The 23,251-nt window shown below is 72.6% G+C and carries 12 protein-coding genes; 7 read left to right on the top strand and 5 right to left on the bottom strand.

Going from position 1 to position 23,251, the window contains the following annotated elements; translation table 11 throughout:
* Positions 1–35 precede the first annotated feature (35 nt).
* Genes OG379_RS15675 through OG379_RS15665 form a run of 3 tightly spaced genes read left to right on the top strand, consistent with a single transcriptional unit; the run spans position 36 to position 7,476 of the window.
* The gene (locus OG379_RS15675; protein ID WP_405663177.1) at positions 36–3,488 is read left to right on the top strand and encodes a CDP-glycerol glycerophosphotransferase family protein; all 3,453 of its coding nucleotides are present in this window, start codon (positions 36–38) and stop codon (positions 3,486–3,488) included.
* Complete coding sequence (locus OG379_RS15670) at positions 3,485–6,331, top strand: CDP-glycerol glycerophosphotransferase family protein (RefSeq protein ID WP_405663175.1); 2,847 nt, start codon at positions 3,485–3,487, stop codon at positions 6,329–6,331. Before OG379_RS15675 ends, OG379_RS15670 begins: the two co-directional genes overlap by 4 nt.
* A complete protein-coding gene (locus OG379_RS15665; RefSeq protein ID WP_405663173.1) occupies positions 6,328–7,476 on the top strand; it encodes a glycosyltransferase in 1,149 nt (382 codons plus the stop codon). The genes OG379_RS15670 and OG379_RS15665 overlap by 4 nt, the downstream gene beginning before the upstream one ends.
* Positions 7,477–7,531: 55 nt before the next feature.
* On the opposite strand, the gene OG379_RS15660 is transcribed toward OG379_RS15665, so the two are convergent.
* The 5 genes from OG379_RS15660 to OG379_RS15640 all read right to left on the bottom strand — a co-directional run bounded on the left by OG379_RS15660 (position 7,532) and on the right by OG379_RS15640 (position 17,317).
* A complete protein-coding gene (locus OG379_RS15660; RefSeq protein WP_405663171.1) occupies positions 7,532–9,766 on the bottom strand; it encodes a CDP-glycerol glycerophosphotransferase family protein in 2,235 nt (744 codons plus the stop codon).
* Between the two features lie 180 nt (positions 9,767–9,946).
* Complete coding sequence (locus OG379_RS15655; protein WP_405663168.1) at positions 9,947–10,861, bottom strand: carbohydrate ABC transporter permease; 915 nt, start codon at positions 10,859–10,861, stop codon at positions 9,947–9,949.
* On the bottom strand, positions 10,858–12,237 hold the full coding sequence (locus tag OG379_RS15650) for a carbohydrate ABC transporter permease (RefSeq protein WP_405663166.1): 1,380 nt from the start codon (positions 12,235–12,237) through the stop codon (positions 10,858–10,860). Before OG379_RS15650 ends, OG379_RS15655 begins: the two co-directional genes overlap by 4 nt.
* Positions 12,238–12,241: 4 nt before the next feature.
* Positions 12,242–13,606 (bottom strand): ABC transporter substrate-binding protein, encoded by a 1,365-nt coding sequence (locus OG379_RS15645; protein WP_393765699.1) that lies wholly within the window; start codon positions 13,604–13,606, stop codon positions 12,242–12,244.
* Between the two features lie 378 nt (positions 13,607–13,984).
* Positions 13,985–17,317, bottom strand: coding sequence for an FHA domain-containing protein (locus tag OG379_RS15640; RefSeq protein ID WP_405663163.1), 3,333 nt, complete (start codon positions 17,315–17,317; stop codon positions 13,985–13,987).
* Between the two features lie 419 nt (positions 17,318–17,736).
* Here OG379_RS15640 and OG379_RS15635 point away from each other — a divergent pair, with 419 nt between their 5' ends.
* The 4 genes from OG379_RS15635 (at position 17,737) to OG379_RS15620 (ending at position 23,181) form a co-directional block, all read left to right on the top strand.
* Positions 17,737–19,374 carry a serine/threonine-protein kinase gene (locus OG379_RS15635; protein WP_405663161.1) on the top strand — a complete coding sequence of 546 codons (1,638 nt, stop codon included), beginning with the start codon at positions 17,737–17,739 and terminating at the stop codon, positions 19,372–19,374.
* A gap of 147 nt (positions 19,375–19,521) precedes the next feature.
* A complete protein-coding gene (locus OG379_RS15630; RefSeq protein WP_405663158.1) occupies positions 19,522–20,760 on the top strand; it encodes a serine/threonine-protein kinase in 1,239 nt (412 codons plus the stop codon).
* A gap of 68 nt (positions 20,761–20,828) precedes the next feature.
* Complete coding sequence (gene prfB / locus OG379_RS15625) at positions 20,829–21,935, top strand: peptide chain release factor 2 (protein WP_393765703.1); 1,107 nt, start codon at positions 20,829–20,831, stop codon at positions 21,933–21,935.
* A 358-nt stretch (positions 21,936–22,293) separates the two neighbouring features.
* Complete coding sequence (locus tag OG379_RS15620) at positions 22,294–23,181, top strand: LPXTG cell wall anchor domain-containing protein (protein ID WP_405663155.1); 888 nt, start codon at positions 22,294–22,296, stop codon at positions 23,179–23,181.
* Positions 23,182–23,251 lie beyond the last annotated feature (70 nt).

The raw sequence follows: 23,251 nt of genomic DNA, 5'->3' as shown, positions 1-23,251 counted from the left end.
CCGTTCGTCCGTCCGGAAGGATCGTGCGCAGCGTCATGGCACCCCGTCTCACCGTCGTCGTCCCGCTCTTCAACGTCGAGGAGTACCTCGGAGCCTGCCTGGACTCGCTCGCCGGGCAGACCATGGCCGACCTGGAAGTCGTCATGGTCGACGACGGTTCGACGGACGGCAGCGCCGATGTGGCGCTGCGGTTCGCCCGGCAGGACACCCGCTTCCGGCTGATCCGGCAGAAGAACGCCGGCCTGGGGGCCGCGCGCAACGCGGGCGCCGGACAGGCCCACCCGGACGCGGACTTCCTGGCGTTCGTCGACAGCGACGACGTCGTGCCGCCGGGCGCATTCGCCAGGATGCTCGGTGAACTGGACGCCTCGGGCTCGGACTTCGCGACAGGAAACGTGCTCAGGCTCCGGGCGAACGGGGTGCTCGAACAGTCCCCCATGTTCCGCCGGCCGATGGAGAAGCCCCGCCGGGCCACCCATGTCACCCGGGACTGGATCCTGCTCGGCGACCGCATCGCGTGCAACAAGGTGTTCCGCAGGTCCTTCTGGGACCAGCACGCCTTCGCCTTCCCGACCGGGGTCCTGTACGAGGACATCGCCGTGGTCCTGCCGGCCCACTTCCTGGCCCGGAGCGTCGACGTCGTGGAGGAGCCCGTCTACCACTGGCGGGACCGCGACGGCTCGATCACCACCCGGCGCGCGGTGGCCCGGGGCATCCGCGACCGGGTCACGGCGGTCTCCACGGTCAGCCGGTTCCTCGCCGACCGGGGCATGACGGAGGCGAAGCGGCGTTACGACGAGCACGCGCTCTCCGGCGACCTGTGGCTCTTCATCGAGGCGCTCCCGGACGGTGACGAGAGCTTCCACGAGGCCTTCCTCACCCACGCCAACGCCTTCGCCTCGACGGTCGAACCCGCGGTCCTCGACGCGCTGCCCCTGCATCTGCGGGTCAAGTGGCAGCTCATCCGGGAGCGCAGGACGGCGGAGCTGCTCGAGCTCCTGGCCCACGAGTCCGCCGACCGCGACACCTTCCACGTCCGGGGGCGGCTGCGGCCCAGGGCCCAGTACCCGGGAGTCGACGCCCCCCTCCCGCACAGGGTGGCCGCACTGTCCGCCGAGGATCTCCCCGTGCACGCGCACCTCACCGAGGCCGTGTGGAGGGACGGGCTGCTGCACCTCAAGGGGTACGCGTACGTCCGCAACGCCCCTGGGAGGTCTGCCGGGGCCGGCTGGCTGAGGTCGGGCCGCCGGCTGATCCCCCTGCGGCTGCGCAGGACGGCGACGGACGAGGCGACGGCCGGGTCGGGCCGCTCGCTGCACCGCTACGAGCGGTCCGGCTTCGAGACCGTCGTCGACCCGCGCCGGCTCGTCACCCGGGGCACCGCACGGGGCACCCGCACGCTCTGGAAGCTGGAATCCGTCGTCATCGGCGCGGGGCGCCCGCGACGCGGCCCGATGCGGCTGCTCGGCAATCCGGCCGCGCCCGCCGTGCGTTACGTCGACGAGCGCACCCGGGTCGTCCCGCTGCTCTCCGGGAACAAGCTGGAGCTGCGCGCCGAGCGGGTGGACGCCGTGCTCGCCGGACACGGTCCGACGGAGGCCGGGGACGGGATCCGGATCGCGGTGCGGCTGCTGGGCCAGGACGCGCCGACGGCTCTGCGGATCCAGGAGTGGCGTACGAAGGAGACCCGCGAGTTCCCGCTGGTGCCCGGTGTGGACACCGACGGCCGTACCCTCCTCGCCGAGGTGCCGCTGGTGGCGTTCGGGGGTTCCGACGGCGACTGGGGTGTCCAACTGACCGGCGGTGCGCGACGGCTCGCGGTCGCGGCCCGTCCGGAGACAGACGCCGGCCGGTATCCGCTGCCCGGCGGCCGTGAGGTCTACGCCGCCGCCAATCCCTCCGGGGACCTGGTGCTCACCGACCGGGACGTGCGGCCCGTCGTCACGCGTGTGTCATGGACGGACGACGCCGGCCTGGTCCTGGATGGGGCCTTCCCGGCGGTGCGGTACGAGCCGGCCGAGCTCGTCCTGCGCCACAGCGGCCACCAGGAGGAGCACACCTTCGCCCTGGAGCGGACGGGTGCCGGTTTCCGTACGGTGCTGACCCCCGGGGCGGTCGACGGGGCGGGCGGCACCCTGCCGCTCGCCGAGGGCCGGTGGTACCCGTTCCTCCGGGAGCGCGGTGAGACCGCCCCGGAGCTCTACCTGCCGCTGCGCGTGGTGCACCAGCTGCACGCGGAACTGCCGATCGGGCGCGAGTCGGGAGGTCGCCTCTTCACCCTGGAGCGGCGCTTCCACGACCGGCTCTCCCTGCGGTCGGGCAGCGCCCTGCCACCGGCGGACCGGGGAGCGTACGGGCAGCGCCGGCTGCGCGAGCGGTATGTGGGCGCGCGCGGCGGGGAGCTCCGGGACGCCGTGCTGTACTCCAGCTTCGACGGGCGCCAGTACTCGGACTCGCCCCGCGCCGTCCACGAGGAGCTGGTCCGGCGCGGCACCGGCGTCGAGCACCTCTGGGTGGTGCGGGACCAGCAGGCCGTCGTGCCCGCCGGGGTCCGCGCCGTGGCCCTGCACAGCGCCGAGTGGCACGAGGCGCTCGCCCGCAGCCGGTGGATCGTCACCAACACCCAGCTGCCCGAGTGGTTCGAACGGGTGGAGGGGCAGTTCGTCGTCCAGACGTGGCACGGCACCCCTCTCAAGCGCATCGGCCGTGACCTGGCGGGCACTGCTTTCGCGGACACCGCGTACATCGACTCCATGCCCCGGCGGGCCGCCCAGTGGAGCGTCCTCGTCTCGCCGAACCGCTTCTCCACGCCTGTCCTGCGCCGCGCGTTCGGGCACACGGGCGAGGTGCTGGAGTGCGGCTACCCGCGCAACGACCTGCTGTACGCCTCCGACCGTGCGAAGGTCGCCGCCGCGGTCCGGCAGTCGCTCGCCGTCCCCGAGAGCAAGCGCGTCGTCCTGTACGCCCCCACCTGGCGCGAGGACCGGCCGAAGCAGAGCGGGCTGTACGGGCTCGATCTCCAACTCGACCTGGAACAGGCACGGAAGGCGCTCGGGGACGACCACGTCCTGCTGGTGCGCCGCCACTACCTGGTCGGCGGGAGCATCCCTTCGAGCGACTTCGTGCGCGACGTGTCACGCCATCCCGATGTCGCCGAGCTGATGCTGATCAGCGATGTGCTGGTCACGGACTACTCGTCCCTGATGTTCGACTTCGCGCAGACGGGACGCCCGATGCTGTTCCACACCTACGACCTGGAGCACTACCGCGACACCCTGCGCGGCTTCTGCTTCGACTTCGAGAACCGGGCGCCCGGCCCGCTGATCACCGACTCGGCCTCCGTCGTCGAGGCGCTGCGCGACCCGGAGGCGGCGACGGCGGGCCACCGGGAGGCGTACGCCGGCTTCCGGGAGTCGTTCTGCGACCTGGACGACGGGACGGCGGCCGCCCAGGTAGTGGACCGGATGCTGAAGGGGGCACAGGCATGAGTACGCCCGACTTCAGCTGTGTGATCACCGCCGCGGAGGGCGGGGAGGCAGCACTGACGGCCTCCGTGGAGTCCGTGCTCGACCAGAGCCTGCGCGCCGTCGAGGCCCTCGTCGTCCTGCCCGCCGGAGCCCCCGCCGCCCTGCGGGGTGCGGCCGGCTCGCTCGCCGGGCGCTCCCCGGACCGCATCCGCGTGCTCGACCCCGGTACGGACTCCGTCGCCTCGCTGCGCAACGCCGGCCTGGACGCGGCGCGCGGCACGTACGTCCTCGTGCTCGACGTCGGCGAGCGCCTCCAGCGGCACGCGTGCCGCAACCTCTGGGAGGCCGGAACGCGGACCCGCGCCGACCTGATCGCCGGGCGCTGGGCCCGGCTCACCGGTGAGGGGACGAAGGAACGGGAACCCTCCTGGCAGCATCCGCTGTTCCTCCGCTCACGTACGGTCGTCCGGTTCTCCGAGGCGCCCGAACTGGCCGTGCGGGACGCCCTGGTGACCGGGTTCTGCGTGCGGCGCGCGGCATTGGAACGGCACGCGCTGCGCTACGACGAGGACCTCACCCACAGCGGGATCCTGTTCGGCCCCCTGGCGGCGTCCGTGGTCGGCCGGATCGCTCTCGTACGCCGTCGGATCGTCTCCGGTCGGGCCGTGCCCGACGCCGGCCGGGACCTCGCCGGGCTCGTCGAGGCGCACCGGCGTGTCTGCCACGTGCTGGTGGCCCAGGGGCTGACTGAACTGCGTGAGCAGCGGGACGGCGCCTTCCTCCTGGACCACCTGGTGCCGCTGGTGCGCAGCTTCCCCGAACTGCCCGCCGCGGCACGCGAACGCGTCGCGGCGACGGCGGCCCGGGTGCTGCCCGGCTCCGTCCCCGAGCCGGTCCTGCTCACCCTCCCGCCCGTCGAGCGCGTCGGCGTCCGGCTGCTGGAGCGGGGGGACGAGGACGGGGTGCTCACCGCGGCGTACGCGCTGCGCAGGAGGGGAGTCGTGGCCGCGCCCCTCACCACGGCGGACAACGGGCGGGTGTACTGGCCGGGTGGCCCGGACCCCGTGCTGGACGTCACCGAACTCGGCCATCAGTACCGGGCGTTCGGCGAGCTGAAGCTGATGAACAGGCTCACTCGCTACGAGGCCGACGGCCGCCGGGTCCTGATCGAGGGCCGGCTCGTGCTGCCCGCTCACACCGGGCCCGACCCGGAGGGGCCCCTCACGGCCCATCTGGAGTTCCGCGTACGCGACGGCTCCCGCGCGTTCCGCGCCCCGGTCCACGAACTGCGGCCGGACGCGACCGGGATCGGCTGGTCCGTCCGGGCCGACCTCACGCGCCTGCTGCGCCCCTTCGGCCCCCGCGACACGGTGTGGGACGCGCGGATGGTCGTGGAGGACGGGCGAACCCGTTCGGTGAGCGATCTCTTCGCCGCCCACGACCTCGTCGGCCCGTCCGACCGTTCCCCCGCCTCGCCCCGGCTGGGCAGGACGACCGGGGACACCTGGCAGCCGTACATCACGCTCCGGGACCATCTGGCGCTGCGGCTCGAAGCCCGCCTGCGGCCCGCCCGTACGGCCCGCAGGCTGGTCCACTACGCCACCCACTTCCGCCCCGCCCGCCGGGCCAGGCTCCTGCTGCGGGCTCTGCGTAAGCGCCGGGACAGGCTGCACGCCAGGGGCTTCAAGGTGTCCGTCTACCGCTCGTGGCTGCTCCGGCTGCCCGTGCGCAGGGGCTCCGTGGTCTTCGAGAGCCACATGGGCACCTGCTACGGCGACAGCCCCCGGGCCGTCCACGAGGAGGTACGCGCGCGAGGGCTCCCGCTGCGCTGCGTCTGGTCGTACGCCGATTCCCCGGCCGGGTTCCCCGCGGACGCCAGGCTGGTCCGCCGCTGGTCCTGGCGCTATCTGTGGGCCCTGGCGCGGGCGGAGTACTGGGTCGACAACCAGGGGTTCCCCCAGCACCTCGACAAGCCCTCCGGCACGGCATACCTCCAGACCTGGCACGGGTCGGCGTACAAGCGCATGGGGTTCGACGAGACCCGGGTGCGCATGCAGAACGCCCCGCAGCGCGAGCGGCTCCAGCAGGCCGTGCACCGGTTCGACCACTTCCTCGTACGGTCCGAGCACGACGAGCGCACGCTGGCCCGCGCCTACCGGCTGCCCGGAAGCGCACTGCTGCGCACCGGCTACCCGCGCAACGACGCGTTGCTCGCCGCGCGGGCTCGGGACGAGACCCAGGGGAGGCTGCCGCGCCCGGCGCTCGCGGCCGAGCTCGGGCTGCCCGACCACCGCAAGGTCGTGCTGTACGCGCCGACCTTCCGGGGCGGGCCGGGCAAGCGCAAGCGGCAGCGGCTGCTCCTGGACGCGGCGCGCTTCGCGGAGCGCTTCGGCGACACGTACACGCTGCTGGTGCGGGCGCACTACCTGGAGGCGGCGAGCCTGCCGGCCTGCCCGCCCGGGACGGTCGTGGACGTCTCGCGCCACCACGACGTCAGCGAACTCCTCGCGCTCGCGGACGTCCTGGTCACGGACTACTCGTCGATCATGTTCGACTACGCCCTCCTGGACCGCCCGATCGTCCTCTTCGCCCCCGATCTCGACGCCTACGCCGCCGAGCGGGGCAGCTATTTCGACCTGCGTGAGAAGGCGCCGGGCCCGGTGGCGGCGACCGAGGAGGAGCTGTTCGCCGTGCTGGCCCGGCTGAAGACCGCGGACACCGGCTTCCAGGAACGACGCGCCGCCTTCGCCGAGGAGTTCGGAGCGTACGACCGGGGGGACGCGGCCCGGGCGGTCGTCGACACCGTGTTCGCCCGGCATCTCGTCCCGTCCCGTACCGCTCGCACCGGGGAGCCCCGTCGATGAACCGCAGCCGTGATGTCTTCATCGTCTCCAACAGCACCGACGAACTCGGCGGTGTGACCGGCTGGATGCACCGGACCGCCCAGCTGTTCCAGGAGGCCGGCCACCGGGTGCACACCATCGGCATCCACGCCTCCGAGCGGAAGATGGCCCTGCCGGAGCCGCCGGGTTACCCGGTGACCGCCCTGTACCCCGCGCATCCGCCGACGCCCTGGGCGCCGAAGGGCGTCCGGGACCGCTTCCGGTTCGCCGCCCGGCGCGCGGAGGCAGGCCGTGCGGCGCGGAAGCGGCTGGCGGTCGACCAGCTCTCGGAGATCTTCCGGGCGGCCCGGCCCGGAGGAGTGGTGATCGTCAGCCAGGTCTGGGCGATGGAGTGGGTCGGCGAGGCGGACACCGGCGGTCTGCGGGTGATCGGGATGAGCCACGAGTCCTACGACTACTCCCGGGCGAGTCATCGCTACCGCTGGATCAAGAACCACTATCCGCCGCTCGACCGTTGGCTCGTCCTCACGGAGGAGGACGCCGACAAGTGGGCGGGCGACGGGATGAACAACGTGGGCTTCATGCCCAACGCCCTGGCCGCCCTGCCCGAAGTGCCCTCCCCGCGCCGGGAGAAGTCGGTCGCGAGCATCGGACGGCTCACCGACCAGAAGGGCATCGACATGCTCCTGGACACCTGGGCGCTGGTTGCTCCGCACCGGCCGGACTGGCGGCTGGACGTGTACGGGGCCGGAGAGGACGAGGCGGACCTCAGGGCGCAGTGCACCGGACTGGGGCTCGATTCCTCGGTCGGGTGGCGGGGGCGCACCGACGACGTCCCCGGGGCGCTCGCCGCCTCCTCCGTCTTCGTCCAGTCCTCACGCGGCGAGGGCTTCCCCCTGGCGCTCCTGGAGGCCATGGCGAGCGGGGTGCCGTGCGCGGCGTTCGACTGCGCGCCGGGCGTACGGGAGATCGTGCGGGACGGTGAGGACGGGCTGCTCGCGCCCGCGGGTGACGTCGGCGCGCTCGCCGACCGGCTGCTCCGGCTCACCGGCAACCCCCGGATGCGGGACGCGATGGGGGACCGGGCGCGGACCAACGTCCAGCGGTTCTCCGAGGCGGAGATCATGGGCCGCTGGGAAGAGCTGTTCGCGTTCCTGGAGCGCTGAACGCCCCGGGGGTGCCGGGCGGGCCCCGGGGTGTCCGACACCCCGGGGCAGGGCCTCAACCGTTGCTGTACTCCCGGACGGTCACCTGCCGGGGGACCCCCGTGGGCCCGCAGCTCGGCTGAGGGGCGGGCAGCGGCAGGCCCGAGGTGTCTTCCAGGAAGACCCGGCGCACCACCCGCTCCGCCGCGTGCCCGTCGTCGTACGGGCAGAACCTGGCCCGGAACGCGGCCCGGCGCTGCGCGGATCGGGGCCCGCGCCAGTGGTCCGTGGCGAAGATCTCGTGCAGCTCCTCCTGGTCACGGGCGACCGCGCCGGGCGGGAAGGCCGCCGGATCGAAGTACGTGCCACGGGCCGCCTCGTACGCCTGCGCGTCCTCCAGGTGCAGGACGACCGGCCGGTCCAGGTTGACGTAGTCGAACATCAGTGACGAGTAGTCCGTGATCAGCCCGTCGGAGGCGAGACAGAGTTCCTCGACGGACGGGTGGGCGCTGACGTCGATGATCCGCGGGTGCCGGAGGTGACCGGCGGTGGCCCGGGCCGTCGCGTCCAGGTAGTGGGAGCGGGCCAGGATCACGAAGTGCGGTCCCAGGACGCGGGCCAGCTGTTCCAGGTCCAGGGAGTGCCGCTGGGCACGCCGGTAGTCCCGGTGGGTCGGCGCGTACAGCAGGGCGGTGCTGCCCTCCGGGACCCCCAGGCGCTCGCGCAGCCGCGCGGCCTCCTCGGGTGTCGTGCGGCAGAAGACGTCGTTGCGCGGGCTGCCGTACTCCAGCGTGGTGTAGCCCGACGGGTAGGTGCGCTCCCAGACGAGCGTGGAGTGCTGGTTGGCCGAGAGCGAGTAGTCCCATTTATCGACGTTGCGCAGCAGCTGGTCGAAGTCCATGGAGCCGGCCGCCGCCGGGCGGTGCACGAGGTCGGTCCCCATGGTCTTCAGCGGGGTCCCGTGATGGGTCTGCAGCAGCACCTGGCCGCGTCTCTTCACGAGCCTGCGGTCGAAGTTGACGTTGTTCACGAGGTACTTGGAGCGTGCCAGCGCCGTCCAGTAGGCGGCCGTCCCCGGGTGCAGCACGCGGGTCGCCTCCGGCACCGAGTGGGCGTCCTCCGGGCGGCAGATCCAGGACGTGCGCAGCCCGGGCACGAGGGCCCTGGCCGTGGCCTCCAGCGCGGCGGGGCTGCAGGTGTAGCCGCGGTGCCAGTAGGCGGCGAACACGGCGTCCCCGCTCCGGACGGGCAGCCGCAGCTGGACGCGGTAGTGCAGCTGGAGCGCCGCCGCCCGCACGGCCCGGCGGGCCGCCGAGGCCGCGCGCCCGAGCCTGCCGTGCAGCCGCTGTGCGGCCCACAGGGCGCGGTACGTGCGGTGGGCGCCCAGCCGGAACAGCGCGTGCCGCACCCGGGTACGGCGGGACACGGGGGCGCCGGGGGCGCGGTAGCGGCGGCAGTGGGCGCGGGCGCGGCGGAAGAACTGGGCCCGGCTGCCGCGCGGCAGCCGGCCCCGGGAGGTGAAGAGGGTCGAGAAGTGGTCGAGCATCCGGCGGAACATCACCGGCCGCCAGACGGCGAGTTCGGGGCGGGCGTCGATGAAGGCGAAGACCCGGTCGTACTGGTCGAAGACGTCGAAGTGCCGGTGGGTGGTGGTGGAGAGGATGTTGCCCCGGCGCCGCTGGCGGTACTGCACGCAGACGCTGTCCAGCACGGCGATCGACCCGGCGGCCATCAGCACCGGGTAGGTCCAGGGGGTGTCCTCGTAGTAGCCGGGCGGAAAGGTGAAGCCCTCGGCCTCGATGAACTCGCGGCGGTACGCCTTGTTCCACACGACCATCAGGACCTTGAGCAGCTCGGGCCGCTCCGTGAGCCGGAAGGAGGCGGGGCCGGTCTCGGCGAGGTGCTGGGCGAAGGTGTTGCGTACGCTCTCGCCCGACCAGTACGTACGGGCGTAGTCGTAGACCAGGACGTCGGGGCCGCCGGTGGCTTCCAGGCGGTCGGCGATGACCTGGAGCGCCTCGGGGGAGAAGGTGTCGTCGCCGTCGAGGAAGAGCAGGTAGTCCCCGGTCGCCCTGGCGACCCCGGCGTTGCGGGCCGGTCCCAGGCCGGAGTTGCGCGGAAGATGGACGGCGCTGACCCGGGGGTCGCGTACGGCGTACTCGTCGGCGATCGGGCCGCAGGCGTCCGGCGAACAGTCGTCGACCACGATGATCTCGTAGTCCTTGAACGACTGGTTCAGCACGGAGTCGAGACACGCGTGCAGATACGCCTGGACCCGGTACGCGGGCACGATGACACTGAACCGGGGCACAACACATCCAGGGGTCGTTCGCGGGAGGGCAGGTGGCCCGCAAACGGCCGATGGGGTGACTTGGTTACGTGGAATATGGCATTCGGGGGAAGTACGAGGTAGGGCGGCCCGATCGCGAGTGAACGGGCCGCCCTGATGTTGACGAACGTATGTGCTGAAGTGCCGCTTCGCGGCCACGCGCTACTTGACGGCGCCCGCCATCACGCCGGAGACGAACTGCCGCTGGAAGGCGAAGAACACCGCCAGCGGGATCACCATGGACACGAAGGCGCCGGGCGCCAGCACGTCGATGTTGTTGCCGAACTGCCGGACCTGCTGCTGCAGGGCCACGGTGATCGGCGGGGACTCCGAGTCCGCGAAGATCAGCGCGACCAGCATGTCGTTCCACACCCAGAGGAACTGGAAGATCCCGAGCGAGGCGATCGCCGGGCCGCCGAGCGGCATCACGACCCGGGTGAACAGCCGTATCTCGCCCGCGCCGTCCAGCCGCGCGGCCTCCAGCAGTTCGCGCGGGATCTCGGCGAAGAAGTTCCGCAGCAGGAAGATGGCGAACGGCAGGCCGAACGCCGTGTGGAACATGACCACGCCGAAGGTGGTCTCGAAGATCCCGATGGTGCCGAAGAGCTCGGAGACCGGGATCAGGGCGACCTGCACGGGGACCACCAGCAGCCCCACGACCACCAGGAACCACCAGTCGCGGCCGGGGAACTCCATCCAGGCGAAGGCGTATCCGGCGAGCGATCCGATGACGACCACCAGGAAGGTGGACGGGACGGTGATCATGACCGTGCTGAAGAGGGAATCGGTGATGGTCGAGTTGTCCAGCAGGCGCTGGTAGTTGTCGAAGGTGAGCTCGGAGGGTGCGGTGAAGATCTTCCACCAGCCGCTCGCCGCGATGTCCTCGGGCCCGCGCAGCGAGGAGAGCAGCAGCCCGATGGTCGGCATCAGCCAGAACAGGCCCACCAGGATGAGGAAGACCCGCATGGCGCCACCGCCCGCCCGGGCGGCGATCCGGGCGCCGAGGGACTGCTCGGTCTTCGCGGCCGAACCGGCCCGGGAGACCTTCTTGGCCTGTACCGCCTCGGTCGTCGTCACCGGCGCCCCTCCTTCCGCATGCGGCGGATGTTGAACAGCATCACCGGGATCACCAGCAGCAGCAGGAGTACGGCGATGGCGCTGCCGACCCCGAGATCCGCGTCCGTGCCGAACGAGGAGCGGTACAGCTGGAGCGCCAGGACGTTCGCGTCGTCCTGGGACGAGCCCGGCGCGATGATGAAGACCAGGTCGAAGATCTTCAGGACGTTGATCATCAGGGTGACAAGGACCACCGCGAGCACGGGCGCCAGCATCGGCACCGTGATCCGGCGGAACACCTGCCACTCGTTCGCGCCGTCCACCCGCGCCGCTTCGAGGAGTTCGCGTGGCAGTCCCGCCAGGCCGGCGGCGATCAGCACCATCGCGAATCCGGCCCACATCCAGACGTAGCTGCCGATGATCCCCGGCGTCACGAGGGACGGGCCGAGCCAGTCGACCCCGTTGTACGGCTCCCGGAAGTTGTCCGCCGGCAGCCGGAGCAGTGACCCGTCGGCCGAGGCGGGCAGGGTGAACACCCCGTCCGCGCCGGCCGTCGCCGAGGCGACGACCTTGCCGTCCTTCACCGCCTCGACGGTGATGCCCTTGAGGCCGAGCTCCTTCGGATCGACGACGTTGGGTTTGCCGCCGCCGCCCTTGGTGAAGTCGAGCCACGCCGTCCCGGTGATGCCCTCACCCGACGCGGTGGCCGCCTTCGCGGGCTTCGCGTCGCCCGGCATCTTCGCGGGCACGACACCGACCAGCGGCAGGCTCACCGGTTCACCGGCCCGCACCGGTTCCTTCGTGACGAAGGAACCGCTGCCCCCGGCCTTCAGCGGATGGACGGGCAGCGGATGTGCCTTCGGGAAGCCCGAGGACTGCGCGAACGTGTCGTGGACCCCCACCGCGACGGCGTTGGCGACGCCGCGCTCCGGCGCCTGTTCGTACACCAGGCGGAAGATGATGCCGGCGGCCAGCATGGAGATCGCCATCGGCATGAAGACGATCAGCTTGAACGCCGTACCCCATCGGATCCGTTCGGTGAGCACCGCGAAGATCAGGCCCAGCACGGTGGCGACCGTCGGCGCGAACACGACCCAGATCGCGTTGTTCTTGACCGCGGTCCGGATGGTGTCGTCCGTGAACAGCGCCTTGTAGTTGTCGAGGCCCGCGAAGCCGGTGCCGGACTGGTCGAGGAACGAGCGGTAGACGGAGTACACGATCGGATAGACGACGAGTGAGCCGAGCAGCACCAGGGCCGGCAGCAGGAACGCCGCCGCGACGGCCCTCCGGGTGCCGGTCACGCTTCCGCGTGGGCGCTTGCCCCGGCCCGTTCCCGTGTCAGGACGCTTGTCGGCGGGGGGCGCGCTGTCCGCGCCCCCCGCTGTCGCTGTGGTCATCCCGTCAGCTCGTGAACGCCTTGGCCGCGTCGGACTCCAGTTTGGCCTGGGTCCCCGCGATGTCCTTCGGGTTCTTCAGGAAGTCCTGGAGCGTCTTCCACTCACCCTTGCCGGGCGTCCCGCCGAACGACTGCGGGGCCTGGTCGGACATGTCGAACCGGACGTCGTCACCGGCGTCGATCAGCGCTTCGGCCATCGTGCGCTGCACGTCGTTCGGGTACGCCGCGGTGTCCAGCGACTTGTTGGGCGAGATGAACCCGCCCGCCTCGGCCCAGATCTTGGCCGAGTCCTTCGAGGCCAGCCAGGTCAGGAGCGCCTGGGCGCCCTTGCTGTCCTTCAGCGCCACGGCCGCGTCCCCGCCCGTCACCACGGGGGAGTCCGCGCCGACCGCCGGGAACGGGAACACCTTGGCGTCCGTGCCGATCTTCGCCTCTGTCTGCGCGATGTTGATGGAGACGAAGTCGCCCTCGAAGACCATGGCGCCCTTGGGCTGGTCGCCGCCGGTGAACGTCTGCGTGACGGATGCCGGGAACTCGGTCTGCAGGGCGCCGTCCGCGCCGCCGGAGATCAGGCTCGGCTTGCCGAAGAGCTCTGCGAGCGTGGTCAGGGCGTCCTTGACGGAGGGGTCCGTCCACTTGATCTCGTGCTTGGCCAGCTGGTCGTACTTCTCCGGGCCGGCCTGCGAGAGGTAGACGTTCTCGAACCAGTCGGTGAGCGTCCAGCCGTCCGCGCCGCCGACCGAGACCGGGGTGACACCGGAGGCGGAGACCGTCTCGGCCGTGGCCAGGAAGTCCTTCCAGGTCTTCGGCTCGCTCGCGCCCGCGTTCTCGAACGCCTTGGTGTTGTACCAGACCAGGGACTTGTTGGCGGCCTTGAAGTAGACGCCGTACTGGGTGCCGTCGACCGCGCCGAGGTCCTGCCAGACCTGCGAGTAGTTCTGGCCCAGCTGGGCCCGCGCCTCGTTGCCGACCGGCTTGGCCCACTTCTTGGCCACGGCCTGCTGGATCGCGCCCACCTGGGGGATCATCGCGACGTCCGGGGGCTGGCCGCCCGCGATCTTCGTACCGAGGAAGTTGACGATCGGGTCCTGTGCCGGGACGAAGGTGACCGTGGCACCCGTCCGCTTCTCGAACTCGTCGAGGACCTTGGTGAAGTTGGCCTGCTCGGGTCCGGTCCAGACCGCGGCGACCGATATCTTCTCGCCGTCCAGCTTCGGGAGGTTGACGCTCGACGGGCTGTCCTCGCTCTTGCCGGATTTCTCGCCGGCCTTGTCCTTGCTGTCGCTGTCGCCGCTGCATCCGGCGAGGGCCAGCGCCCCGATCGCGGTGAACACCAGTGCGGCCCTACGCATTCGAAGGGTTGTGCGCATCCCTGCCCCGTCTCTCCTGCGCGCGCATGAGCGTCGACCGGCACCAACGGTGGGACCTTGCGGTGCCGTTCACGTCTCACATCGTGCGGTTCACGTCGTCCGTGCGCACAGTCCTATGCCCGGCACCCCGGGGCCGCAATACCGCCGCCTGGGCCAACTCCGTGATCGTGATGGGCTCGTGACGTCGCGCGGGACGCAGGCGGGGCTTCCAGGCCCTGTCCGCAAAGTCCCGCCCGGCCCGCGACGCCCGGCACGCACATTCGCTGCGTCGTCGTATCGGCCGGGTACGTTCAGTACGAGGCCGACACTCCGCCTTGCGACTGCACGCACCCGACGCCGCGGGCCACGCCCTCCGGGCGTACGGCGGGACTCTGCGGGTCAATACACCTGGGGAATCAGCGGAGGGAGAGGCTCCGCGTTCACCGAACGGGCCGCCCTCTCCAGGGCACTGGCCAGCAGGGCCAGGTCGGTGGGGCCGTTGCCCAGCTCGCGGACCGGCCGGCGGGTCGGCGGATCCCCCATCCGCTCCCACTCCAGCGGTACGACGGTGGGGCGCAGGGTCGCCGTGCGCGGGATACGGCCGGTGACACGGCCGCCCTGGAACGGCGTCACCCGGCCGTCCGGGTGCCCCAGCCTCCCCCGGCCGGGGGACGCCTCGTCCGGGGACGGGGGGACGACCGGCGGGTCGAGCACGATGCGCAGCCGGGCGCCCCGGGCCAGCTCCGTGTCCTCGGTGCGGTCCGGGCGGGCGGAGGTGGCGACCAGATGAACGCCGAGCCGCCCGCCGTCCCTGGCCACGGCCTCCAGCACCCGGACGACGGACCCGGCGGACGGGCGGCCCGGACTCCCCAGTGCCGGGGCCACCAGGGCGTCGAAGTCGTCGGCCAGGACGACCAGCCTCGGAAGGGGGGAGGGCCCGGGGTCCACCGGGCGGGCCGCGGCGGGCCGCAGCCGCAGAGTGCCGCTGGCGGGCGATTCCAGGTCGCCGCGCTGTTCGGCGGAGCCGACGGCGCGACGGCCGGTGAGCCCCTGCGACTCCTCGTACCGCGCATGCCATTCGGCGAAGTCCAGCGTGCCGAGCAGCTCCGCCCGGCGCTTCAGCTCGCCGCCCAGCGCCTGGGCGAACTCCCGCATCCGTACGGGGTCGGAGGCCGCCAGGTGTGTGAAGACGTGCGGGAGCTCCGTGCAGGGGCGCAGTCCCTCGCTCCGCTCCCCGCGCTCGCCGCCCTCTCCGTCGATGAGCAGGATGCCGAGCCGGTCGGGGCGGGCGGCGGAGGCCAGGGAGGCGGCGGCGGCGCGCAGCAGCTCCGTACGCCCGCTGCCCGCGGGGCCCTCGATCAGCAGATGCGGTCCCTCGTCGGCGAGGTCGACGGAGAGCGGGCCCCTGGGACCGGCGCCGAGGACGATCACGGGCCGGCCCGCGTAACCGGAGGACGTGGGCGCGGGTCCGGTCTCCGGGGAGCCGCTGTCGCGTCGCTGCTCGCCGATACGGGGGGAGGAGCCGCTCCCGGCCGCGGGGCTGTAGGCGGAGCGGCCCGAGCCCGAACTGGTCGGCCCGCTGCTCCGGAACGGGGTGTGCCCGGAGTCGGGGGACTCGCGCTGCGCGCCCACCCGCGGCCCGGTGCTCAGGGTGCGGCCCGAGCTCGTCGTGTCCAGGTCCGCGGAGCCCGGTGCGGGGGTGTGCACCGTCGCGCCCGGCTGGTCCTCGGCCGTGGAGGCCCAGCGGGCCATCAGGGAGGCCGGGGTGGCCCTGGCGAGGCCCAGCTCGTCCAGCAGGCGCGCGGAGGGCGGCAGGGCCGCAGCTATGGGCCGGCCGGGGAGGGCGGCCGCGCCCTCGTCCCGCAGCGGGGCCAGCGCGCGCCCGAACCGCTCGGCCCAGGCCGCCGAGACGGCGTCCACCGCGGCGACCGTGCCGTGGCCGGCGGCCTGGCCGCCCGCCGTGCGCAGGAGCCGCAGCGCGGTCGCGACGTCGCCGCTGAGCATGGCCACCGCACCGCACTCGCGGAAGGCGATCGAGGCCCGGCACGCGGTGTCGTAGGTCGCGGCCACCGGGGAGGTCGGGGAGGCGGCCGGGGTCTCCGCCAGGCAGATCAGATGGATTCCGGCGGCGGCTCCGGCACCGGCCAGACCGGCGGTGGTCTCGCGCAGGGCCGCCGAGCCGGGGTCGCCGTCCACGATCACCACGGTGTACGGCCCGGTGTGGAGCCGGGCCGCCTCGGCCACGGCGGTCCGGTCGGCGCTCGCCCAGCCGTGTCCCAGGGGCCCCTCCTCCAGGCGGCGCACCAGCTCCGCCGCGCGGGCGCCCGCCTGCTCACGGTCGTACGCGAGGAGGAGGCGGCAGTCCTGGCCGTGCATGGGGCGCAGGTGGGGCAGCCAGCCGAGCCAGGACCACTCGCGCCGCCGCTCCTCCAGGCTCCGGGTCCGGTCCGTGCTGATCAGCACGATCTCCAGGTCGAAGGGGGAGTGCAGCGCGGCGAGCTGCGCCACCGTCGAGCGGGCGAGGCCCGAGAGCCGGGCTCGGGGGCCCGCGAGCCCGAGGGAGCCGGCCTCCCGCAGCCCGACGGTGACCGGCACGGCGGGTAGATCGGCCCGCTCCGTCGTCCCGAGCCGTACGACCAGGGCCTCGGGATGCGCGGTGTCGCGCTCCCACAGACGGGGGCCGGGGCCGAGCGCCGTGAGGAGCACGGTCGCGGGGTCCGGCCAGGTCCCGGCGGGGGCGGAGGGGGAGTGCGGGGGTACGGAGGGGGCGTGCGAGGCGGACACGGGCTCCGGGCCGGCCGCCGGTGAGTCACCGGACGGCATGCCGTGCGCCTGCTCGCCCTTGCCACCGGTGAGCCGCCGGGCCCAGGCGCCTATGCCGCGCCTGGGCCCCTCCCCGGGGGCGAGTGCGGAGCCGCGGCCGTGGGTGACCTGCGCGAAGGGCTCGGCCTGGTGGGCGTCGTGGCCGGACGGACCGTCGTCGTACGCCTCGTGCCCGGTGGGGGCGGAGCCGTACGCGTGGCCGTGTCCGCCGGCCGGGCCCGCGTCGGGCTCCCCGGCCGTTCCCGGGGCGCCGCCCGCGGCGGGGCGGGCCACCCGCAGATGGCCCTCGCCGTCCGGCGTCGTCGTCAGTGTGGGCGTGCGGTCGCCGGGGGTGAGCCGGAGCGTCGACTCACCGAGCCTCAGCAGGGCACCGGGGACGAGCCGGACCGGGCGGTCGTGGACGTCCGTGCCGTCCAGCGAGGTGCCGTTGGTGGAGCCCAGGTCGGCGACGGAGACGCGGCCGTCGTCCGAGACCGTCACCGCGCAGTGCAGCCGTGACACGTCGGGGTCGTCGAGCGGGACGTCCGCGTCGGCGGAACGGCCGATGCGGATCTGTCCGCCGTGCAGCAGGTGGACCCCGCCGGCATCCGGTCCCGCGATCACGTGCAGCCGGGCCGGGACGGCGTCGTCGGCCGCCTCGTCCTCGCCGGGCACCTGGAGCGAGAGCACCGTGCCGTCCACCAGGGGCGGCTCGCCGAGGGCGCAGCGCTGCGGGTCGAGCCGCTCGCGGCCGACGTACAGCACGGTGGCGCCGCCGCCCAGGGAGTTCTCGGGGCCGGACACCGCTGTGGCCAGGGCGGATGCGACGGCCGCGAGAGCCGTCCCCGCCGGGGCGGTCACGAGCACGTCGCAGGCGCGTGCCGGGGTCTGGCCGCTGCGCGGCGCGAGGACGGTCAGCCGGATCTGCATCGCCGTCAGCGGTCCCTTCTGCGCGGGGTGCCCGGCAGGGGAAATGCCCTGTGATTCCCCCCACCCGGCACGGACGCGTCGTCCGGTACAGGTCGTCACGGAACGTGAGGCTCCCGACCCCACAGTTCCGTGCTGGAGGCATCCTCGCACCTGCGACTGACAACACGCCCGGGGGTGGCCGCTAAGTGATCTTGAATGGCCGAGTGTGGGGGTAAAAGTGCCTGCTTGGTCCTGCCGGGGACGTGCTGCACACTCGTTCGGTAACCAACTCTTCCGTGTGGGCGTCTTCCCGTGAACACAGCGGCAACACGACCGGAGGACGACCCACCTGTGCCCCGTACGGCGGCATTAGAGTGGGCCGGAACATCCGGCGGGCCCCGGGGGACCGCGAGCACAACGATCAGCAGGGAGCGCGTGACGTGCGGCCAGTCGGCAGCAAGTACCTGCTCGAGGAGCCGCTCGGACGCGGCGCCACGGGCACCGTCTGGCGAGCCCGCCAGCGGGAGACCGCGGGCGCCGAGGCGGCCGTCGCCGGGCAGCCCGGCGAGACCGTTGCGATCAAGGTGCTCAAGGAGGAGCTCGCCAACGACGCGGATGTCGTGATGCGGTTCCTGCGTGAGCGTTCCGTGCTGCTGCGGCTCACCCACGCGAACATCGTGCGCACCAGGGACCTCGTCGTCGAGGGCGATCTCCTCGCCCTGGTGATGGACCTGATCGACGGACCCGACCTGCACCGGTACCTCCGCGAGAACGGCCCGCTCACCCCGGTCGCCGCCTCGCTGCTCACCGCCCAGATCGCGGACGCGCTGGCCGCGAGCCACGCCGACGGCGTCGTGCACCGCGACCTGAAGCCCGCCAACGTGCTGCTCGACCAGCGCGACGGCGGCATGAAGCCGATGCTCACCGACTTCGGTATCGCGCGCCTCGCGGACTCCCCGGGGCTGACCCGGACCCATGAGTTCGTCGGCACGCCCGCCTACGTGGCGCCCGAGTCGGCCGAGGGCCGTCCGCAGACCTCCGCCGTGGACATCTACGGCGCGGGCATCCTGCTGTACGAGCTGGTCACCGGCCGTCCGCCGTTCGCGGGCGGCACCGCGTTGGAGGTCCTGCACCGGCACCTCAGCGAGGAGCCCCAGCGCCCCGGTACCGTCCCGGAGCCGCTGTGGACGGTCATAGAGCGCTGCCTGCGCAAGGACCCGGACCAGCGGCCCAGCGCCGTGAACCTCGCCCGTGCGCTGCGTACGGTCGGCGCCGGCGTCGGCGTGCACGCGAACTCGGCGCAGATCGCGGCCGCCGAGGGCGTGGGCGCCCTGCTCGCGCCCGACCCGGCGCCCGCCGCCGTCCCGGAGACCCCGGGCGCCGCCGACCCGACCCAGGTGCTGCCGAGCAACGCGGGCTCGTACGACCCGTCGGCCGCGACCAGCGTGATGCAGCAGACCCCGGGCGGGGGCGGCCAGGCGGACCCGACCGCGATGATGCCTCCCGTGCCGCCGCGCCCCGACGGTCCGCCGGGACCCGACGAGCCGCACCCGTGGCAGTCCCAGCTCCGGGCCGCCCGGGACCGCAACGAGCAGACGCAGGTCCAGTACCTCGACCCGAGCCAGGACCCGCTCCGCCGCCGCCCCCAGCGTCAGCAGCCGCCGCAGGACAGGCAGCCCCAGCGCCAGCAGCCGCAGCGCGCGCAGCAGTACCCGCAGCAGCAGCCCCAGCGCTACCAGCCGCAGCCCCAGCAGCAGCGGCCCCCACAGCCGCAGCCGCAGCGGCAGCAGTACGCGCCCCCGCAGCAGCCCCCGCCCCAGGCGCCGGCCCCGCGCCAGCCCCGGCAGCGCAGCGCCAACCCGATGCGCATCCCCGGCCTCGGCTGCCTCAAGGGGTGCCTGTTCACGGTGGTGCTGCTGGTAGTCGCCGCCTGGCTCATCTGGGAGCTGACGCCGCTTCAGGACTGGGTCGCCCAGGGCAAGAGCTTCTGGGACGCCATAGGGGACGGGATCGGCGAGGTCACCGGCTGGTTCGAGGACCTCGGCGGAAGCGGCTCCGGCGGCTCGACCGGCCAGTAACAGTCCCCACTCTGTGTCTTTGTCGACTTCTGCGGGCCCAATTCGCCCGCAGAAGTGAAGGTTGGCGCCATCCAGGGCACGCAACACCCCGTTCGCCGCGTAACTTTGTCGACCGGGGGGTCAACGCCAGCCGCTGAGGGAGCAGTCTTGGCACGGAATATCGGCAGCCGGTACACCGCCCACCAGATCCTGGGGCGCGGCAGCGCCGGCACGGTGTGGCTCGGCGAGGGGCCCGAGGGCCCGGTCGCCATCAAGCTGCTCCGTGAGGACCTCGCGTCCGACCAGGAGCTCGTGGGCCGCTTCGTGCAGGAGCGCACCGCGCTGCTCGGGCTCGGGCATCCGCACGTCGTCGCCGTCCGCGACCTCGTGGTGGACGGCACCGACCTGGCGCTGGTGATGGATCTGGTGCGGGGCACCGATCTGCGCACCCGCCTGGACCGGGAGCGCCGGCTCGCGCCCGAGGCCGCCGCGGCGATCATCGCGGACGTCGCCGACGGTCTCGCCGCCGCGCACCGCGCAGGGGTGGTGCACCGTGACGTCAAGCCGGAGAACATCCTGCTCGACATGGAGGGACCGCTCGGCCCCGGCGGTTCGCACCCCGCGCTGCTCACCGACTTCGGTGTCGCCAAGCTGATCGACACCCCGCGCCGCACCAAGGCCACCAAGATCATCGGTACGCCGGACTACCTGGCCCCCGAGATCGTCGAGGGCCTCCCGCCGCGCGCCGCCGTGGACATCTACGCCCTCGCCACCGTGCTCTACGAGCTGCTCGCCGGCTTCACGCCCTTCGGCGGCGGCCACCCCGGGGCCGTCCTGCGCCGCCATGTGACCGAGACGGTCGTCCCGCTCCCGGGCATCCCGGAGGAGCTCTGGCAGCTCCTCGTCCAGTGCCTGGCCAAGGCCCCGGCCTCCCGGCTGCGCGCCTCCGAGCTCGCGACCCGGCTGAGGGAGCTGCTCCCGCTGCTGTCCGGGATACCCCCGCTGGACGTCGACGAGCCGGACAACGAGACCGAGCCGCAGGCATACGACGAACAGCAGTACACGCCGGCCCCCGAGGAGCCCCGCCGCCGCGGCGCGGTGCCGCTGGTGCCCGGCTCCTCCCCGGACTCCAACCGGGACACCCACACGAGCATGCGCGTCCCCGCCCCCGACGAGCTCTCCGGCGGCCCCCTCGGCACGGCCCGCGCGCCGCGCGCCCCCGGCCGTCCGCGCCCCGGATCGGCCCGGAACAAGTCGGCGGCCGTACGGAAGCGGCGGATCACCCTGGGTGTCGTGGCTGTCGCCCTGTGTGCGGCGGTAGGGGTGGGGGGCTGGTTCGCCACGAGCGGTGACGACTCGGGGGGTTCCCCCGAGGACTCCCGGAACTCGGCGCCGGCGGCCCCGTGAGAGGTGCTCCGAAAGGCCGGAATCCGGGGGAGGGGCAGGTTCACTCGTCCAGCCGTTAGGCTGGTCCTGTGGCAGTCGTCGATATTTCCGAAGAGCTGAAGTCCCTCTCCTCGACCATGGGGTCGATCGAGGCCGTCCTGGACCTCGATGCGCTGAGGGCTGATATCGCCGCGCTCGAGGAGCAGGCGGCGGCGCCGTCCCTCTGGGACGACCCGGAGGCGGCGCAGAAGATCACCAGCAAGCTTTCGCACCTCCAGGCCGAGGTCCGCAAGACCGAGGCGCTCCGTGGCCGGATCGACGATCTCGGCATCATGTTCGAGCTCGCCGAGGACGAGGGTGACGCCGATGCCCTTGGCGAGGCGGAGGCCGAGCTGGAGTCCGTGCGCAAGGCGCTGGACGAGATGGAGGTCCGCACCCTCCTCTCCGGCGAGTACGACGCGCGCGAGGCCCTGGTCACCATCCGTGCCGAGGCCGGTGGCGTCGACGCCGCCGACTTCGCCGAGAAGCTCCAGCGCATGTACCTCCGCTGGGCCGAGCGGCACAACTACAAGACCGAGGTCTACGAGACGGCTTACGCCGAAGAGGCCGGCATCAAGTCGACCACCTTCGCGGTGGAGGTCCCGTACGCCTACGGCACGCTCTCCGTCGAGCAGGGCACCCACCGGCTCGTCCGGATCTCGCCGTTCGACAACCAGGGCCGCCGCCAGACGTCCTTCGCGGGTGTCGAGGTGCTGCCCGTGGTCGAGCAGACGGACCACGTCGAGATCGACGAGTCCGAGCTCCGCGTCGACGTGTACCGCTCCTCGGGCCCCGGCGGACAGGGCGTCAACACCACGGACTCCGCGGTGCGCCTGACCCACCTGCCGACCGGGATCGTCGTCTCCTGTCAGAACGAGCGTTCGCAGATCCAGAACAAGGCGTCAGCGATGAACGTCCTCCAGGCGAAGCTCCTCGAGCGCCGCCGCCAGGAGGAGCAGGCGAAGATGAACGCCCTCAAGGGTGACGGCGGAAACTCCTGGGGCAACCAGATGCGTTCCTACGTCATCCATCCGTACCAGATGGTCAAGGACCTGCGTACGGAGTTCGAGATCGGCAACCCGGAAGCGGTCTTCGGTGGCGAGATCGACGGCTTCATCGAGGCGGGCATCCGCTGGCGCAAGCAGAACGAGAAGTAGAGGCGGCCGTAAGGCTGTCGGGCCCGGACAGGCTTCCTGTCCGGGCCCTTCCGTGTTCTCATCCCGCCGGGAGGGCAGGGGAGTTGAGGGGGAGCTGTGGTGAATGAGTCACAGTCGTGATTCCGAATACCCGTCAAGAGTCCCCATAGCGGCCCGAATGCCCCCGGAACGGCCTTGACGTAGTCCTTAACTCTGGACAGGGTGCTAGAGCAGCACGCGTATGTCTGGGACAGGTGTGAACGGGGGCGGGCGGGATGACCACGGTACGGCGTGGCCCTGCAGAGAGTGTGACCCCGCAGGGCCGTGGACCGCATATGGCTGCTCCATCGACGAGATCAGCTACTGGGGGTAGCAACATATGACCAAGAAGACGCGAATCCGCGTCGCGCGGATAGCCGCTGGTGCGGTTATTGCCGCAGGTGCCTCGCTCACGGCCGCTGGTGCGGCCCAGGCCGTGGGCATCGGCATCGGCATCGGTGTCGACGAGAACGGTGTCGACGCGCAGGTCAACGCAACGACCGACGGCGGCCTGCTCGGCGGCGTTGACGGCGGTACTGACGGCGGTACTGACGGCGGTGCCGATGGTGGCGCTGACGGCGGTGCTGACGGCGGTGCTGACGGTGGCGCTGACGGCGGTGCCGACGGCGGTGCTGACGGTGGCCTGCTCGGCGGCGTTGACGGCGGTGCTGACGGCGGTGCTGACGGTGGTGCCGACGGCGGTGCCGATGGCGGCGTCGACGGCGGTGCCGATGGTGGTGCTGACGGCGGTGCTGACGGTGGTGCTGACGGTGGCGCCGATGGTGGTGCTGACGGTGGCGCCGATGGTGGTGCTGACGGTGGCGCCGATGGTGGTGCTGACGGCGGTGCCGATGGTGGTGCTGACGGCGGTGCTGACGGCGGTGCCGATGGTGGTGCTGACGGCGGTGCTGACGGCGGTGCCGATGGTGGTGCTGACGGCGGTGCCGATGGTGGTGCTGACGGCGGCACGCCCGGCACCTCGGGTGGCGACACCGGTGCGCCCACCGCTGAGCCGTCGGACCCGTCCTACCCGGATGCCGGTGACAACACCGACACCGACAGCATCGGCAACCAGCCGGTCGAGCAGGGCAAGGGCAAGGACGAGCTCGCCGAGACCGGTGCGGCCGAGACCACGTTCCTGCTGATCGGTGCCGCGACGATGATCGCCGGTGGCATCGGCTTCCGCATCCTGCCGCGTCTGGCCGGCGGCGGTCGTACGGCCGCCTAGCAGCCGACGGCGGTACACGCACACACAGAGGGGCCCGGTCCGCTTTCGCGGGCCGGGTCCCTCTGCGTGT

It is taken from the genome of Streptomyces sp. NBC_01166 (assembly GCF_045039765.1).
Taxonomy (GTDB): Bacteria; Actinomycetota; Actinomycetes; order Streptomycetales; family Streptomycetaceae; genus Streptomyces.
This window is presented reverse-complemented; position numbering and strand designations above follow the sequence as displayed.

Excerpts from the sequence above, each read along its gene's own strand:
- OG379_RS15620 (WP_405663155.1), top strand. The coding sequence starts at position 22,294 with ATGACCAAGAAGACGCGAATCCGCGTCGCGCGGATAGCCGCTGGTGCG.
- OG379_RS15640 (WP_405663163.1), bottom strand. The coding sequence starts at position 17,317 with ATGCAGATCCGGCTGACCGTCCTCGCGCCGCGCAGCGGCCAGACCCCG.
- OG379_RS15650 (WP_405663166.1), bottom strand. The coding sequence starts at position 12,237 with ATGACCACAGCGACAGCGGGGGGCGCGGACAGCGCGCCCCCCGCCGAC.
- OG379_RS15670 (WP_405663175.1), top strand. The coding sequence starts at position 3,485 with ATGAGTACGCCCGACTTCAGCTGTGTGATCACCGCCGCGGAGGGCGGG.
- OG379_RS15645 (WP_393765699.1), bottom strand. The coding sequence starts at position 13,606 with ATGCGCACAACCCTTCGAATGCGTAGGGCCGCACTGGTGTTCACCGCG.
- OG379_RS15675 (WP_405663177.1), top strand. The coding sequence starts at position 36 with ATGGCACCCCGTCTCACCGTCGTCGTCCCGCTCTTCAACGTCGAGGAG.
- OG379_RS15665 (WP_405663173.1), top strand. The coding sequence starts at position 6,328 with ATGAACCGCAGCCGTGATGTCTTCATCGTCTCCAACAGCACCGACGAA.